General features: G+C 40.3%; 13 protein-coding genes. All 13 read left to right on the top strand.

What is annotated here, in order from left to right; translation table 11 throughout:
* Positions 1 to 4 precede the first annotated feature (4 nt).
* On the top strand, positions 5 to 1,321 hold the full coding sequence (tig, locus tag PaeCFBP13512_RS13005; RefSeq protein WP_069325533.1) for a trigger factor: 1,317 nt from the start codon (positions 5 to 7) through the stop codon (positions 1,319 to 1,321).
* A 226-nt stretch (positions 1,322 to 1,547) separates the two neighbouring features.
* The gene (clpP, locus tag PaeCFBP13512_RS13000) at positions 1,548 to 2,138 is read left to right on the top strand and encodes an ATP-dependent Clp endopeptidase proteolytic subunit ClpP (RefSeq protein WP_069325532.1); all 591 of its coding nucleotides are present in this window, start codon (positions 1,548 to 1,550) and stop codon (positions 2,136 to 2,138) included.
* A gap of 14 nt (positions 2,139 to 2,152) precedes the next feature.
* A complete protein-coding gene (clpX, locus tag PaeCFBP13512_RS12995; protein WP_069325531.1) occupies positions 2,153 to 3,409 on the top strand; it encodes an ATP-dependent protease ATP-binding subunit ClpX in 1,257 nt (418 codons plus the stop codon).
* A gap of 124 nt (positions 3,410 to 3,533) precedes the next feature.
* Positions 3,534 to 4,652, top strand: coding sequence for a flavodoxin-dependent (E)-4-hydroxy-3-methylbut-2-enyl-diphosphate synthase (gene ispG, locus PaeCFBP13512_RS12990; protein WP_069325530.1), 1,119 nt, complete (start codon positions 3,534 to 3,536; stop codon positions 4,650 to 4,652).
* A gap of 192 nt (positions 4,653 to 4,844) precedes the next feature.
* Positions 4,845 to 7,202: an endopeptidase La gene (lon, locus tag PaeCFBP13512_RS12985; protein WP_137223572.1), complete on the top strand. Its 2,358-nt coding sequence runs from the start codon at positions 4,845 to 4,847 to the stop codon at positions 7,200 to 7,202.
* A 320-nt stretch (positions 7,203 to 7,522) separates the two neighbouring features.
* Complete coding sequence (gene yihA, locus PaeCFBP13512_RS12980; RefSeq protein ID WP_069325528.1) at positions 7,523 to 8,212, top strand: ribosome biogenesis GTP-binding protein YihA/YsxC; 690 nt, start codon at positions 7,523 to 7,525, stop codon at positions 8,210 to 8,212.
* A gap of 197 nt (positions 8,213 to 8,409) precedes the next feature.
* Entirely contained in the window at positions 8,410 to 8,991 is a 582-nt protein-coding gene (locus PaeCFBP13512_RS12975; protein ID WP_137223570.1) for a non-ribosomal peptide synthetase module, read from the top strand.
* 316 nt (positions 8,992 to 9,307) lie between these two features.
* Positions 9,308 to 9,712, top strand: coding sequence for an adenosylmethionine decarboxylase (gene speD / locus PaeCFBP13512_RS12970; RefSeq protein ID WP_069325526.1), 405 nt, complete (start codon positions 9,308 to 9,310; stop codon positions 9,710 to 9,712).
* Positions 9,713 to 9,991: 279 nt separating this feature from the next.
* Positions 9,992 to 11,377: a glutamyl-tRNA reductase gene (gene hemA / locus PaeCFBP13512_RS12965; protein WP_069325525.1), complete on the top strand. Its 1,386-nt coding sequence runs from the start codon at positions 9,992 to 9,994 to the stop codon at positions 11,375 to 11,377.
* A 149-nt stretch (positions 11,378 to 11,526) separates the two neighbouring features.
* On the top strand, positions 11,527 to 12,219 hold the full coding sequence (ccsA, locus tag PaeCFBP13512_RS12960; protein WP_308642435.1) for a cytochrome c biogenesis protein CcsA: 693 nt from the start codon (positions 11,527 to 11,529) through the stop codon (positions 12,217 to 12,219).
* Entirely contained in the window at positions 12,216 to 12,914 is a 699-nt protein-coding gene (locus PaeCFBP13512_RS12955; protein ID WP_161594266.1) for a precorrin-2 dehydrogenase/sirohydrochlorin ferrochelatase family protein, read from the top strand. Before ccsA ends, PaeCFBP13512_RS12955 begins: the two co-directional genes overlap by 4 nt.
* A gap of 37 nt (positions 12,915 to 12,951) precedes the next feature.
* Positions 12,952 to 13,902 (top strand): hydroxymethylbilane synthase, encoded by a 951-nt coding sequence (gene hemC, locus PaeCFBP13512_RS12950; protein ID WP_069325522.1) that lies wholly within the window; start codon positions 12,952 to 12,954, stop codon positions 13,900 to 13,902.
* A gap of 4 nt (positions 13,903 to 13,906) precedes the next feature.
* Positions 13,907 to 15,457 carry a uroporphyrinogen-III C-methyltransferase gene (cobA, locus tag PaeCFBP13512_RS12945; RefSeq protein ID WP_137223566.1) on the top strand — a complete coding sequence of 517 codons (1,551 nt, stop codon included), beginning with the start codon at positions 13,907 to 13,909 and terminating at the stop codon, positions 15,455 to 15,457.
* The last annotated feature ends 54 nt before the right edge of the window (positions 15,458 to 15,511 follow it).

Raw genomic sequence — 15,511 nt, 5'->3', positions numbered from 1 at the left:
TGAAATGACAGCAAAATGGGAAAAAACAGAAAAGAACCTTGGGGTTCTTGAGGTAGAAGTAGGTGCAGAGCGTGTAAGCGCGGCACTTGATAAAGCATTCAATACAGTAGTTAAAAAAACCAGCATCCCTGGTTTCCGCAAAGGTAAAGTGCCACGGTCTATTTTCGAAGCACGCTTTGGGGTAGAAAGTCTTTACAACGATGCAATCGATATCTTGCTTCCAGAAGCTTACTCTGAAGCTGTTGACGAAGCAGATATTTTCCCGGTTGATCGTCCTGAAATCGAAATCGAGCAATTCGCAAAAGGCGAAACTTTCAAATTCAAAGCTAAAGTTACTGTAAAACCTGAAGTTAAATTGGGCGAATACAAAGGACTAGAAGTACCTGTTGCTAAAGCTGAAGTTAGCGAAGAAGACGTGAACGAAGAATTGACACGTTTGCAACAACGTCATGCTGAATTGTCTGTACTTGAAGAAGGCGCTGCTGAAAACGGAGACGTAGTTGTTATTGACTTCGACGGTTCTGTAGATGGCGTTCAATTCGAAGGTGGACAAGCAGAGCGTTATTCTCTTGAATTGGGTTCTAACTCCTTTATCCCTGGATTTGAAGAGCAAGTAGTAGGTATGTCTACTGGTGACTTCAAAGACGTAAGTGTAACTTTCCCAGACAGCTACCATGCGGTAGAACTTGCTGGTAAAGATGCAGTATTCAAAGTAAAACTTCACGAAATCAAACGCAAAAATCTTCCTGAATTGGATGATGAGTTTGCTAAAGACGTAAGTGAATTCGATACTCTTGATGAGTTCAAAGCAGATTTGAAATCTCAAATCGCTACTCGTAAAGAAAACGAAGTAAAAGCAGCAAAAGAAACAGCAGCAGTTGAAAAAGCAGCTGAAAACGCTGAAGTAGAAATTCCTGAAGCAATGATCAGCTCTGAAACAGAAAACATGGTTCGTGACTTTGACAACCGTCTTCGTCAACAAGGTATGAACCTTGAAATGTACACAGGATTCTCTGGTCAAACAACAGATGATCTTAAAGAGCAAATGAAAGAAGAAGCTTCCAAACGCGTTCGTAACAACCTAGTGTTGGAACAAATCGCTAAAGAAGAAAACATCGAAGTTTCTGAAGAAGAAGTAACTGCGGAATTGGAAAAAATGGCTGGACAATTCCAACGTGATGCTGAAGAAGTTCGTAACATTCTTGCTGCGAATGGTTCTCTTGCAAGTCTTTCTGACGAAATCAAATTGCGTAAAACAATCGAAGTCTTGGTAGATAACAGCAAAGAAGTTGAGCCTGTAGCTGCTGAGCAAGCTGAGTAATTTTTAACTTTATATGGACGTTGCAAATATTTGCAACCTTTTTAGATAAGGCACGTATACATTTGCGTGCCTTATTTTTACCTATTTATATATAAAATGATTAGCACTGAAAAAATGACATGAGACACAGTACATGTTAAAATAGTTCTGTGTCATTATTTCTATGCTTTTTTATACGTCCTAATTTTCATGGCACAAGTCATGACAAAGAAAAGAGGTTGGTCTTATGAGTCTAGTACCTATGGTTGTCGAACAAACCAGTAGAGGTGAACGATCTTACGATATTTATTCAAGATTGCTCAAAGACCGTATCGTGTTTCTGAGCACGGCGATTGATGATGATGTAGCCAATCTCATTATTGCACAACTATTGTTTTTAGCTGCGGAAGATCCAGAGAAAGACATTCACCTATACATCAACTCTCCTGGTGGTTCTGTCACAGCAGGGATGGGTATATACGATACAATGCAATTCATTAAGCCGGATGTATCGACGATCTGTATCGGTATGGCTGCAAGCATGGGTTCACTGTTGTTAACAGCAGGTGCTCCAGGCAAGCGTTATGCACTTCCGAACAGCGAAGTTATGATTCATCAACCGCTTGGTGGTATTAGCGGACAAGCTTCAGATATGAAGATCCATGCTGAATGGATTATCAAAACACGTCAAAAATTGAACCAAATTTATGTAGAACGTACGGGTCAATCTTTAGACAAGATTGAAAAAGATACTGATCGCGATTATTTCTTAGAAGCTGAGGAAGCGAAAGCTTACGGAATTATAGATCAAATTCTCACTCGTCCGATCACAAGCTAAAGAGGGGTGTTTGCATGTTTAAATTTAATGATGAAAAAGGACAACTTAAATGTTCTTTTTGCGGAAAATCTCAAGATCAGGTCCGTAAGCTTGTAGCAGGTCCTGGTGTCTATATATGTGATGAATGTATCGAACTTTGCACAGAGATCGTTGAAGAGGAATTGGGACATGAAGAAGAGTTAGATCTTAAAGATATCCCAAAACCACAAGAAATCCGTGCGATTTTGGATCAATACGTTATCGGACAAGATCAAGCCAAAAAATCATTGTCTGTAGCTGTATATAATCACTACAAACGTGTAAATTCACAAAGTAAAATCGAAGACGTTGAATTGCAAAAAAGTAACATTATGCTTGTAGGACCAACAGGTTCTGGTAAAACGTTGCTTGCGCAAACAATGGCTCGTATCTTAAATGTGCCTTTCGCTATTGCTGATGCTACTTCACTAACAGAAGCAGGTTATGTAGGGGAAGATGTTGAAAACATCTTGCTTAAATTAATCCAAGCTGCTGATTATGATGTAGAAAAAGCAGAACGCGGCATTATCTATATCGATGAAATCGATAAAGTAGCTCGTAAATCTGAAAATCCTTCAATCACTCGTGACGTATCCGGTGAAGGTGTTCAGCAAGCATTGCTGAAAATCCTAGAAGGTACTGTTGCTTCTGTTCCACCACAAGGCGGACGTAAGCATCCTCATCAAGAATTTATTCAAATCGATACCACTAACATCTTGTTTATCGTAGGTGGTGCTTTTGACGGTCTGGAACAATATATCAAACGCCGGATCGGTAAAAAAGTAATCGGTTTTAACTCTAACAATGAAGGTCAAAAAGAATTGAAAGCAGGCGAATACTTAAGTATGGTATTGCCAGAAGATTTGCTTAAATTCGGATTGATTCCTGAATTTGTAGGACGTTTGCCAGTTATCTCTGCTCTAGAACCACTAGATGAAGAGACATTGGTACGTATTTTGTCCGAACCTAAAAATGCATTGGTAAAACAATATTCCAAAATGTTGGAAATGGACAATGTAGAATTAGTATTCGAACAAGGTGCACTTGAAGCGATTTCCCGTGAAGCGATCAAACGCAACACAGGTGCTCGTGGACTTCGTGCGATCATCGAAAGCATTATGCTTGATGTGATGTATGAAGTACCGTCTCGTGACGATGTAACCAAATGTGTTATTACTCAACAAGTCGTTGAGGACAAAGTGGTTCCAGAATTGCAGACAGGCAAAGATAAAAAGCAAGAAGAAAGTGCATAATAACTTGACGTAAAGGTTGAGTATGCGTTTCTTCTATGATGTTCATAGATAACGCGCCGGCCTTTTTCCTTTGTGGAATAAAGGCTGGTTTGCGATTAAGCCCACATGTAAGGGAGCAAAATAAATGTTTTTGAGAGAAAACACAAGACCGGTGAAAGTCGGAGATTTGACAATTGGTGGCAGTAATGAAGTCTTGATTCAAAGTATGTGTACAACCAAAACAGCAGATGTAGAAGCAACTGTAGCTGAAATCCTTCGTTTAGAAGAAGCAGGTTGCCAGCTTGTTCGTGTAACTGTTAATAACGAAGAAGCAGCAGAAGCAATTAAAGAAATCAAAAAACGTATTCATATCCCTCTAGTAGCGGATATACATTTTAACCATAAGTTAGCTTTACTTGCGATCGAAAATGGAATCGACAAAGTACGTATCAACCCGGGTAATATCGGTAGACGTGATAAAGTCGAAGCTGTTGTACGTGCTTGTAAAGAAAAAAATATTCCGATTCGTATCGGTGTAAATGCAGGATCACTTGAAAATCATTTGCTTGAGAAATACGGTTACCCAACACCAGAAGCAATGGTAGAAAGTGCATTATTCCATATCGGTATTTTGGAAGAACTGGATTTCCACGATATTATCGTTTCGCTTAAAGCATCTGATGTGCCAATGGCGATCGAAGCTTATAGCCAAGCGGCTAAAGTGATTCCTTATCCACTTCATTTAGGAATTACAGAAGCAGGAACATTGAATGCAGGAACAATCAAGAGTTCAGCAGGTATCGGTGCCCTATTAGCCTTAGGAATCGGTTCAACTGTACGTATTTCCTTGAGTGCTGATCCTGTAGAAGAAGTGAAAGTAGCTCGTGAACTTCTCAAAACATTCGGATTGATTACAAATGCAGCAACATTGGTATCTTGCCCAACTTGTGGACGTTTGGATATCGACCTATTCTCGATTGCGAATGAGGTTGAAGAGTATATTTCCAAATTGAAAGTGCCGATTAAAGTATCTGTATTGGGTTGCGCAGTAAATGGACCGGGTGAAGCGAAAGAAGCTGATATCGGTATCGCTGGTGCTCGTGGAGAAGGATTACTTTTCCGCTACGGTAAAATGATTCGTAAAGTGCCAGAAGCAGACATGGTTGTCGAATTGAAAAAAGAAATCGATGCGATTGTTGTCGCTTTTGAAGCAACAGGTAAAATTCCAGGTCGCGAAGAACGTCATGCACCTGCAGCTAAGTAAATATTTTGATTAATGATATAACGTAAACTTAAAGATACTGGTAGAGGAAGTTGCCTCAATCAGTATCTTTTTTTACATGAATTTAAGCTAAATTTGATCGGTTGGAGGATCATTGGTTTTTCAATGTGATATTTGGTAAACTAGGAATGATATAGGCAGTATGATACGCACAAGCATAGGAGGTTGAAAGCGATGGGACCAAATAAAAATAAGGGGCGTCGTTTTCCTTTACTGCCTTTGAGAGGACTACTTGTCTATCCAAGTATGGTATTGCATCTGGATGTAGGACGAGATAAATCTGTAAAGGCATTAGAAAAAGCGATGGTTGACGATAATTTAATTCTTCTTTGTTCGCAATCGGAAGTCAGCATCGAAGAGCCGAGCGAGGACGAGATTTTTAGAATCGGTACGGTAGCTAAAGTCAGACAAATGTTGAAGCTGCCTAATGGAACGATTCGTGTACTTGTTGAAGGTCTGGAACGTGCAGAAATTATTCAATATATTGATAATGAAGAATATTATGAAGTTCAAGCGAGAGAGCTACCGGAAGAAGAAACCAATGATCCGGAAGTTAGCGCATTGATGCGGACGGTATTGACTCAATTTGAACATTATATTAATTTGTCCAAAAAGGTAACGCCAGAGACATTAGCAGCGGTATCTGATATTGAAGAACCGGGTCGATTAGCAGATGTAATTACCAGTCATCTGTTGATCAAGATCAAAGACAAACAAGATATTTTGGAAACTGTAGATATTCGTGCTCGTTTGGAACGTTTGTTAGATATTTTAAATAATGAACGTGAAGTACTAGAATTAGAGCGCAAAATCAACCAACGTGTTAAAAAACAAATGGAAAAAACACAACGTGAATATTATTTGCGTGAACAAATGAAAGCGATCCAAAAAGAGCTAGGTGAAAAAGAAGGTAGAGCGGGTGAAGTGGAAGAATTGCGCCAGCAACTATCTGAACTTACAGTACCTGAGAAAGTGCAAGAGAAGATTGAAAAAGAAATCGATCGCTTAGAGAAAATGCCTGCTAGTTCTGCGGAAGGTAGTGTTATTCGCAACTATGTAGACTGGTTAATCAGCTTGCCGTGGTCGAAATCGACAGACGATGATCTGGATCTACATCATGCAGAAGCGATTTTGAATGAAGATCATTATGGACTCGACAAGCCCAAAGAACGTGTACTTGAGTATCTAGCGGTACAGAAATTGGTGAAAAAGCTAAAAGGCCCTATTCTTTGCCTAGTTGGACCTCCGGGTGTGGGTAAAACGTCACTCGCTCGTTCGATTGCTAAGTCTTTAGGACGTGAATTTGTGCGTATTTCATTAGGTGGTGTACGTGATGAAGCTGAGATTCGCGGGCATCGTCGTACGTATGTAGGTGCTATGCCTGGACGTATTATTCAAGGAATGAAAACAGCAGGTTCAACCAATCCAGTATTTCTAATGGATGAAATTGATAAAATGGCTTCTGATTTCCGTGGCGATCCTTCGGCGGCATTGTTGGAAGTGCTTGATCCCGAGCAAAACAATACGTTTAGTGACCATTTTATCGAAGTGCCGTTTGACCTGTCGAACGTTATGTTTGTAACGACAGCCAATAGTGTACAAAGTATTCCTCGTCCATTATTGGATCGGATGGAGATGCTTTCTATTCCGGGATATACCGAACTTGAGAAAATGCAGATTGCTAAGCAGTATTTATTGCCTAAACAGACCGAAGAACATGGTCTAACGCCTGAGCAATTAGAAATTGGTGAAGATGCTTTGTTACGCATGATTCGTGAGTATACACGTGAATCCGGTGTACGTAACTTAGAACAGCAAGTCGCTGCATTGTGTCGTAAAGCAGCGAAAGCGATTGTCTCAGATAATTTAGAAAAAGTATCGATTGAACCTGATCAAATCAAAGATTATTTAGGCGTACCTAAATTCCGTTATGGTTTGATTGAAAAAGAAGATCAAATCGGTAGTGTAACCGGACTAGCATGGACAGAAGTTGGCGGAGAAACGCTAACGATCGAAGTGACAGTTGTACCGGGTAGTGGTAAATTAATGCTAACAGGTAAACTAGGCGATGTCATGAAAGAATCAGCACAAGCTGCATTCAGTTACACACGCTCCAAAGCCAAAGCCCTGCATATCGCAGACGATTTCCATGAAAAAAATGATATTCATATTCATATTCCAGAAGGTGCTATTCCCAAAGACGGCCCTTCCGCAGGGATCACGATCGCAACAGCTCTTATTTCCGCATTGACCGGTCGCCCTGTATCCAAAGAAGTCGCTATGACAGGTGAGATCACACTACGTGGACGTGTATTGCCGATTGGTGGCTTAAAAGAAAAAACGCTAGCTGCTCACCGTGCAGGATACAAAAAAATCTTACTTCCTATGGATAACGAACGCGACTTACGTGACATCCCAGAAAGCGTAAGAAATGATCTTACCTTTGTTCCAGTATCTCATATGGATCAGGTACTAGAAGAAGCACTTATCGCTCCAAAAGAAATACCTGAAACGATCCAACCTTTAATCTAAAACAGCTCAACTTCATAACAACCAACCAACGGAATCGTTCTATAAGCAGTAAAATAGAGCGATTCCGTTTATTTGATGTGCTATACTATTACTAATCCGTTGTAAGGGATAGCAGAACTTTTTTAGCCGTAGCGAAGTAAATAGAATTATTCGATAGAAGCGAAGCGCTCGCCTTTAAGATCAAATATCTACTGCGATCAGCAGTATTTCAAGATATTTGATCTTAACAGCGATCGAAAGAATAATCTATTTATGGAGCGATTGAAGCTAACTGTTCAGCGATTTACCTTCAACTTCTAACTAAAGGGGAACTTGTAATTATGAAAGTAAATAGCGCGGAATTTATTATTAGCGCGGTGCGTCCGAACCAATACCCGGAAGATGGGTTGCCAGAGATTGCTCTAGCAGGACGATCTAATGTAGGTAAATCTTCAATGACTAACCGCTTGATTAGCCGTAAAAACCTGGCACGTACCAGTGCAACACCAGGTAAAACTCAACATCTTAACTACTATATGATCAACGAATCGATGTATTTCGTCGATTTTCCTGGATATGGTTATGCCAAAGTCTCCAAAAGCCAGCGTGAAGCTTGGGGTAAAATGATTGAAAAGTATCTACTTGAGCGTGAAACATTACGTATGGTAGTACTGGTAATCGACCTTCGTCATCCGCCTTCCAAAGATGATGTGATTATGTATGAATGGCTCAAATACTACGAACGTGATGTATGTATTGTAGCGACCAAAGCCGATAAGATTCCACGTAGTAAATGGGACAAGCATGTCAAAATCGTTAAGCACGGTTTGAGCTTTGTACCTGAAGATGATTTTGTGCTGTTTTCATCTGAAACAGGATTGGGTAAAGATGAATTATGGTCCGTCATCGAACGTTATGCTTTTGCACTTCCAGAGTCAGAAGAGGAAGAAGAGTATGCACAAGTAGAGAATGATAACGAAGAGCACCAACCAAAAACAGAAGAGTCCGAACCCCCTCATAGCAATCAATAAAGTCACGAACAGGTCAGCAAAACGAAGAAGTTTGTATAGAAAAGTGAGTATTCAGGCCGTTCTTTAGAACTTTACGGGGATTGTTCCGTTTTTTTCTGGAATATGGTGAAAATCATTCATCTTGATCACAAGCATAGCGTTTCGCAGATGATGTATAATGAATATATTGGAATGTTAAAAGAATTGAGGAGATTTTTATGGCTCAGCGGTTAGCCACAGAATATATTAAAGCCAGTTTACAGTTGTCGAAAGCTCAAATGTCCCAGTTTGTCCATTATGCCGAAGACCCTCAGATCCATCATCGAGTGAAAATACTTGATAACGGAAATCAGGAAATTGTTCTCGGAGTGAAAAACGGAGAAGAAGTGCATTTACCTTTTGACCTCAGAGAAGGAAGCTATGTCTGTGAGTTGTCTTTCCGCTTGGTAAATCCGCAGTTAACAAATATAGTACGCAAATTATTTGTTGCTTTTAAAGGTAATGGTGTTGTAAATCGCATTTATCATGGATTTACGATGAGATATCATTACGAACAGGGTTCTGTTCGCCAGATTGTAGAATGTACAGGCGAACATGAAAAAATGATTTACCAACACAAAAACACAGCAATAGATATGAAGAGCGAATGGCAATCCGTATCTGTTGAGACTGATATTGAATTAGTACGGAGTATAGTGGATCGATTATTAGATCAACGGTTAGCTTCAGAAGGACCGTACGATCAGATTGATCAAGAATTAAAGGTTCAGTCAAGTCGATTGTTCCGTATGGAAGCTTAACATCAGATCTAACGCCTGTTTTCCTTTGAAGGAGAACAGGTTTTTTTATTTTAACCGTATTATATTTATACATAAAAATGAATGAGCAATCTGCTGTAATAATGAATCTTTAAATATTTAATGAATATTGCAAAAAGGCTTGCATTTCATGGAGATAGATGTTATTTTTAATCTCGTTGAAAATAATATTAGGAACCAGGATTCACTCAGGACATAGTAATGTTGCGAGAGCTAAAACCCTCGGGAAGTGAATGACGTAGGTCCTAGCGGATGAAATTTTTCAAACATTTTATTCCTAGGAAGGGGGAACCGGAAGATGGAATACTCAACTTTCGGAAGACACGTTGCTGTTGATACTTGGGGTGTAGATTTTGATATGCTGAATAATGCTGAGGTTTTGCAAGCTCATATGGTTGATGCAGCTGAAGCATGCGGAGCAACAGTAATGTCTGTTCAAGCCAAACAATTCGAACCACAAGGTGCTACAGTACTTGTTTTGTTGTCGGAGAGTCACCTCTCGATTCACACATATCCTGAGAGAGGATTCGCGGCTATTGACTGCTATACCTGCGGAGAAACCGTAGATCCACAGTTAGCTATTGACTACCTGGTATCCGTTCTGAAACCTGAGAAAACGTATGCCAAAAAATTAGTTCGTGGTTTGGGAGAACTTCAAGTGGAAACACCTGAGATCAAATCCATTGAACTTATCAATCAATAATATAAACTTTGCTTGTACAAGCAAAAGATTAAAATGAAATAGGTTTTACACAATAGCCATAGGGGTTTACCTATGGCTATTTCTTTTGAAAGATGGGATTGGATGATATGAAATATTTTGATTATTGTCAATCATAAAGAAATTGTGTCTATTTTCCGATGATGATTTCATAAACATTTCATAAAAACGGCGAAATTCGTAATTTAGCTGTGATATAATTAACGTATTGTTAATGAACGTATAGAGAAATGACTTTTAGATTAGGCAGGTGAACTTGCAATGCACATCGTTGTTGTCGGATTGAATTACCGCACAGCACCCGTTGAAGTGAGAGAACGGTTTGCTATTGCGGACGAAGATTTACCGCAGGCGCTCCGGCAGCTCAGAGAAACTAAGAGTGTGTTGGAAGGGACTATTGTAGCGACTTGCAACCGTACGGAGATTTACGTGGTACTGGATCGTCTGCATATGTGTGGACATTTTATTCGTACCTTTATGGAGCAGTGGTTCGGTATTCCCCGTCAGGAATTTACACAGCATTTATATATATATGAAGATGAACAAGCAATTAGTCATCTTTTTCGTGTAGCTTGTGGATTGGATTCGATGGTGCTCGGTGAGACTCAGATTTTGGGTCAAGTAAAGCGTTCATTCCAATGGGCGCAAGAAAATAAAGCTACAGGTACGTGGTTTAATATGTTGTTTAAGCAAGCTGTCACACTGGGCAAACGTGCACATTCAGAAACAATGATCGGTGAAAGTGCAGTTTCGATCAGTTACGCAGCAGTAGAATTAGGCAAGCGCATTTTCGGTGCTTTTCATAATAAAGTGATTATGATTCTAGGCGCTGGTAAAATGAGTGAGCTTACGGTGAAGCATCTCTATGCAAATGGAGCAGCTGAAGTGATTGTAGCGAACCGTACACTTGGACGTGCGCAAGAGCTTGCGCATAAGTTCAACGGTACCCCGTGTACAATCGAACAAGCGATGGATCGTTTGCATCAAGTGGATATTCTGATCAGTTCTACAGGAGCACAAGGTTATGTACTGAGTGCAGATACGCTTGCTCAAAGTATGAAATTGCGTAAGTCTCGTCCTTTGTTTATGATTGATATAGCGGTTCCGCGCGATATTGATCCAGCAATTGGCGATATTAGTAATGTATTTTTGTATGATATTGATGATTTAGAAGGCATTGTAGAAAGCAATATGGAAATGCGCCGCGCAGAATCGATTAAGATTGAGCGTATGATCCGTGAAGAAGTAGAATCTTTTAATCAATGGCTCAAAACATTGGGCGTACGTCCAGCGATTCGTGCTTTACAAGAACGTGGAGCCGATATTCATGCAGAGACACTAGAAAGTTTATTTAATAAATTACCAGAGTTAGATGAAAGACAACGTAAAGTGATCAGTCGTTTAACCAAGAGTATCGTGAATCAGATGAATCACGAACCTATTCATCGTATTAAAGAAATGGCTGCCGAGAAAGATGGGGCTGAAGCACTTGATTTGTTCACTCGAATATTTGCTTTAGAAGATCAGCTTGAAGATGCAGCAGATCAAGTCAATCAAAGCGAAGTTTCTAAAGCACAGTCGCCTGTGCAAGCTAATAAATTGGGATTAGAAGGTAGTTTTGGGTCTTTCGCTCCCGCAACCCTATAGGCAGGTGATTCGCTTTGACGCTTTTTAACCTGTTATACGATATTATTATTTATTTATACGCCCTGAGCCTTCTGTTTTATTTCTCGGATTGCATTCGTCGCAATCCGAGGGCGAAGCGGTTAGGCACAGGGTTTCTTATTTTGGTATTTGTGATCCAAATTGTCAGTATTACGATTCGAACGATAGAGGAGAGAACGTTACCTTTATTTTCAACGTATGACTTTTTCTTTGTACTGACTTTTATTTTAATATTGATTTCCTTTTTTATCGAAAAGGTATTGAAGACTGATTATGCCGTATTGCTGTTAAATGTAATCGGCTTTTGTGCTATGGTGCAAAATCGTCTTCATTCACCGGGTGAAGGTGTACTCCCTACAGGTTGGGATACGGTTCATGGACTATTAATTTTACATGTGATATTCGCTAATATTAGTTTTGCCGCTTATACAGTAGCTGCTGTTTTTGGTTCAATGTATCTATTTTTACATCGTAAATTAAAACAGAAAAAATGGGATAATACGGTTCGCCGTCTACCTAGCTTAGAAAGTATGGAAAAGTATACGTATACAGCGATGTTAATCGGTACGCCGGTACTGATTGTATCTTTGATTGTGGCATTGATGTCGATTGTGGCAGAAGGTCGATATATTCTTTTGCTCGATTCCAAAGTGGTGTTCACTTTGTTAGCGTTATGCGTATATGTAGCTTTCTTTGCAACGAAGAAAATGCGCAATTACTCAGCCAATACGATGGCGATCTGGGCAATCTTAGGATATATCTTGTTTATTTTAAATTTTGTTTCTAATTCTTGGTCTGCTTTTCATCAATGGGTGGGTGTATGAGCGATTCTATTCATTATCTACCTGTTATGTTGGACTGTAGAGATCAAGCTTGTCTGATTGTAGGCGGTGGTCAAGTGGCTGAACGTAAAAGTATATCTCTACTTCAAGCAGGAGCGATACTTACGATTATCAGCCCTACACTGACTCCTAAGTTACAACAGTTAGTCAATCAGCAACAGCTGATCTGGCATGCTCGTGAGTATCAGACAGGAGATATAGCTTATCACTGTACTTCAGATGAGAAACTTAGTGAATTTGGTTACAGACCTTATTTTCTAGTACATGCAGTGACTTCGGTGCCAGAGATCAACAATCAGGTTGCTACCGAAGCTAAAACTTATTGTATTCCTGTAAACGTAGCTCATCAGCGTGAACAAAGTACATTTATCAATCCGAATGTGATTCGTCGTGGACGATTGACGATAGCTGTAGCCACCTCAGGTGCAGGACCTTTAGCAGGTCGATATATTGCAAAAGAGATCAATCAACATTTCGGTAACGAATATGAGATTTATATTGATTTTCTGTATCATTTACGAGAAACCATTGCTCAAAAAGTAAGCGATGAATCTTTACGTAAATCATTGCTACATCAAGCGATGTCACTTTCTATTTTAGAAGAGATTCGTCAGGGGATCTTTGAACCCTGGGATGAACAACAAATAGAACACTGGATCAACCAATCAATAGAATAATAGACTATTGAATACAATGAGCTCAGGAGATGAATATATGCGTACGATTGTAGTAGGGAGTAGACAAAGTGCTCTAGCTTTGACGCAGACTGGTCATGTGATTGATGCGTTAACAGCGATTAGTGAAGAGCAGGGATTAGATGTTCATTTTGAAATTAAAAAGATTATTACCAAAGGAGACCGTATTCTGGATGTGACTTTATCTAAAGTCGGCGGAAAAGGTCTATTTGTCAAAGAGATCGAGCAAGCGTTACTTGATGGTGAGATTGATATGGCTGTGCATAGTATGAAAGATATGCCTTCTGAATTACAAGAAGGGCTTATCAATGGAGCGATTCCTCCAAGAGTCGATCCTAGAGATTGCTTAATTACACGTACAGGTTGTTCCTTAGAAGAACTTCCTCAAGGAGCTAGACTGGGTACCAGTAGCTTGAGACGTGCAAGTCAGCTCAAGTTATATCGTCCTGATCTACAAATTGAATCGATTAGAGGAAATATTGATTCACGTTTGCGTAAGCTTGAAACTGAAGGTTTTGACGCTATTATGTTAGCTGCGGCAGGCTTAGAACGTATGGGCTGGTCTGATCGAATCACTTCCTTTTTACCGACAGAAATCTGTCTGCCAGCTGTAGGACAAGGGGCACTCGGAATCGAATGTCGTGCAGATGATATTGAAATGTTGCAATTGCTGTCTTTGTATAATGATGATCTCACTGCGGTAACTGTAACAGCTGAACGTACTTTTTTGTCTGAATTAAATGGGGGCTGTCAGGTTCCTATTGGTGCTTATGCTGTACGTCTACAAAGTTCGGATGGGACTGAAGAGCAAAATATTATACAATTAACAGGAATGGTTGCTACACCGGATGGTAGTATTATGTTGAAAGAAACGATGCAGGGTACAGACCCTGTAGCACTGGGTATTGCTGTAGCAGCACAACTGAAAAGTCAGGGAGCAGATCGGATACTGGCAGAAGTAAGGGGATGAGTGTATGACCGGTAAAGTGTATTTGGTAGGGGCAGGTCCAGGAGCATTGAAGTTAATAACGCTTCGGGGCTGGGAATGCATAGGTCTTGCAGATGCCGTTGTATATGATCGTCTAGCAAGTCCACGGTTGCTCAAGCAAGCCAAGCCAGGAGCCGAGAAAATTTATGTCGGCAAATTGCCTGATCGTCATACAATGAAGCAAGAAGAGATTAATCAGTTATTGGTTGATTTAGCTCTACAGGGCAAAGTGGTCGTGCGCCTTAAAGGTGGAGATCCGACGATCTTTGGTAGAGTAGCAGAAGAAGCTGAATTACTGCGTCAACATCAGATTCCCTACGAAATTGTACCGGGTATCAGTTCTTCGATTGCTGTGCCTGCTTATGCTGGTATTCCTGTAACTCATCGTGACTTTGCTTCTTCTTTATCGATTATTACAGGGCATGAAAGTCCAGATAAATTAGATCAAAGTATTCACTGGGATAAGGTGACTAACGCTACAGGTACACTTGTCTTTATGATGGGCGTTGCCAAGATCGGCTATATTAGCGAGCAATTGATGAAGCACGGACGACCGAATTCTACACCTGTCGCTTTGATCCGCTGGGGAACACGGGCGGAGCAGGAGACGTTGGTAGGTACACTTGAAGATATAGCAGCTAAAGTTGAAGCTGCACGATTCAAGCCCCCTGCTGTGATTGTGGTAGGGGAAGTGGTGAACCAGCGTGAACATTTAAAATGGGTCGAAGAGTTGCCTCTATTCGGGAAGCGAATTCTAGTGACTCGTGCACGTAGTCAAGCGAGTGAACTGGTGAACCGAATCGATGAACTGGGTGGAGAACCTTACGAGTATCCAGTGATCGAGACAAGGTTACCTGTTGCTGAAGAAAGTATACGAAATATCGGTACAGCCTTATCGAATTTGCAAAAATATGATTGGGTATTCTTCACAAGTGTTAATGGAGTAGAGTACTTCTTTGAACATTTGAGACAACATGCTCAAGATATTCGTGCATTATATCGTGCGAAGATTGTAGCTGTCGGTCCTGCTACATTAGAGGCTTTACGATTGCATGGGATTACAGCTATGCCTTTACCAGAGAAGTTCCAAGCAGAAGGCTTGCTGGACAGCTTAGAAGGTCAATTACAAGCTGGACAGCATATTCTATTACCACGTGGCGACCTAGCACGCTCATGGTTACCCGATACACTGCGTACAATGAATATGGAAGTAACAGAGATTGATACGTATGAGACCGTTATGGTTGGAGAAGACGATATCGAATTGCGTAAGTTGCTGGAAGAAGAAGCCATTCATGCAGTGACATTTACCAGTTCTTCAACAGTCACTAATTTACTGGCTGCTTTGAAAAGTATGGGCATTGAAGATCCTGTACAAGCACTAGAGCACTCGATGATTGCTTGTATTGGTCCACAGACCGCTTTGACTGCTGAACAAGCAGGTCTCAAAGTAGGATTATTAGCTGAAGAAGCAACGATTGAAGGATTGTTAGATGTTCTTTGTCGTTGGAATGCTGATGTATTAATAGATGTGTAATATGTAAATTGATGATCGACATCAGATATGCCGACCTTGCAAGTGCTGGTCGGT

Source organism: Paenibacillus sp. CFBP13512, from assembly GCF_005233705.1.
Classification (GTDB): Bacteria; Bacillota; Bacilli; order Paenibacillales; family Paenibacillaceae; genus Saccharibacillus; species Saccharibacillus nuruki.
The sequence above is the reverse complement of the archived record's forward strand: the minus strand, read 5'-3'. Positions and strand labels throughout refer to the sequence as shown.

Excerpts from the sequence above, each read along its gene's own strand:
- clpX (WP_069325531.1), top strand. The coding sequence starts at position 2,153 with ATGTTTAAATTTAATGATGAAAAAGGACAACTTAAATGTTCTTTTTGC.
- PaeCFBP13512_RS12955 (WP_161594266.1), top strand. The coding sequence starts at position 12,216 with ATGAGCGATTCTATTCATTATCTACCTGTTATGTTGGACTGTAGAGAT.
- hemC (WP_069325522.1), top strand. The coding sequence starts at position 12,952 with ATGCGTACGATTGTAGTAGGGAGTAGACAAAGTGCTCTAGCTTTGACG.
- lon (WP_137223572.1), top strand. The coding sequence starts at position 4,845 with ATGGGACCAAATAAAAATAAGGGGCGTCGTTTTCCTTTACTGCCTTTG.
- speD (WP_069325526.1), top strand. The coding sequence starts at position 9,308 with ATGGAATACTCAACTTTCGGAAGACACGTTGCTGTTGATACTTGGGGT.
- clpP (WP_069325532.1), top strand. The coding sequence starts at position 1,548 with ATGAGTCTAGTACCTATGGTTGTCGAACAAACCAGTAGAGGTGAACGA.
- PaeCFBP13512_RS12975 (WP_137223570.1), top strand. The coding sequence starts at position 8,410 with ATGGCTCAGCGGTTAGCCACAGAATATATTAAAGCCAGTTTACAGTTG.
- yihA (WP_069325528.1), top strand. The coding sequence starts at position 7,523 with ATGAAAGTAAATAGCGCGGAATTTATTATTAGCGCGGTGCGTCCGAAC.
- cobA (WP_137223566.1), top strand. The coding sequence starts at position 13,907 with ATGACCGGTAAAGTGTATTTGGTAGGGGCAGGTCCAGGAGCATTGAAG.
- hemA (WP_069325525.1), top strand. The coding sequence starts at position 9,992 with ATGCACATCGTTGTTGTCGGATTGAATTACCGCACAGCACCCGTTGAA.
- tig (WP_069325533.1), top strand. The coding sequence starts at position 5 with ATGACAGCAAAATGGGAAAAAACAGAAAAGAACCTTGGGGTTCTTGAG.
- ispG (WP_069325530.1), top strand. The coding sequence starts at position 3,534 with ATGTTTTTGAGAGAAAACACAAGACCGGTGAAAGTCGGAGATTTGACA.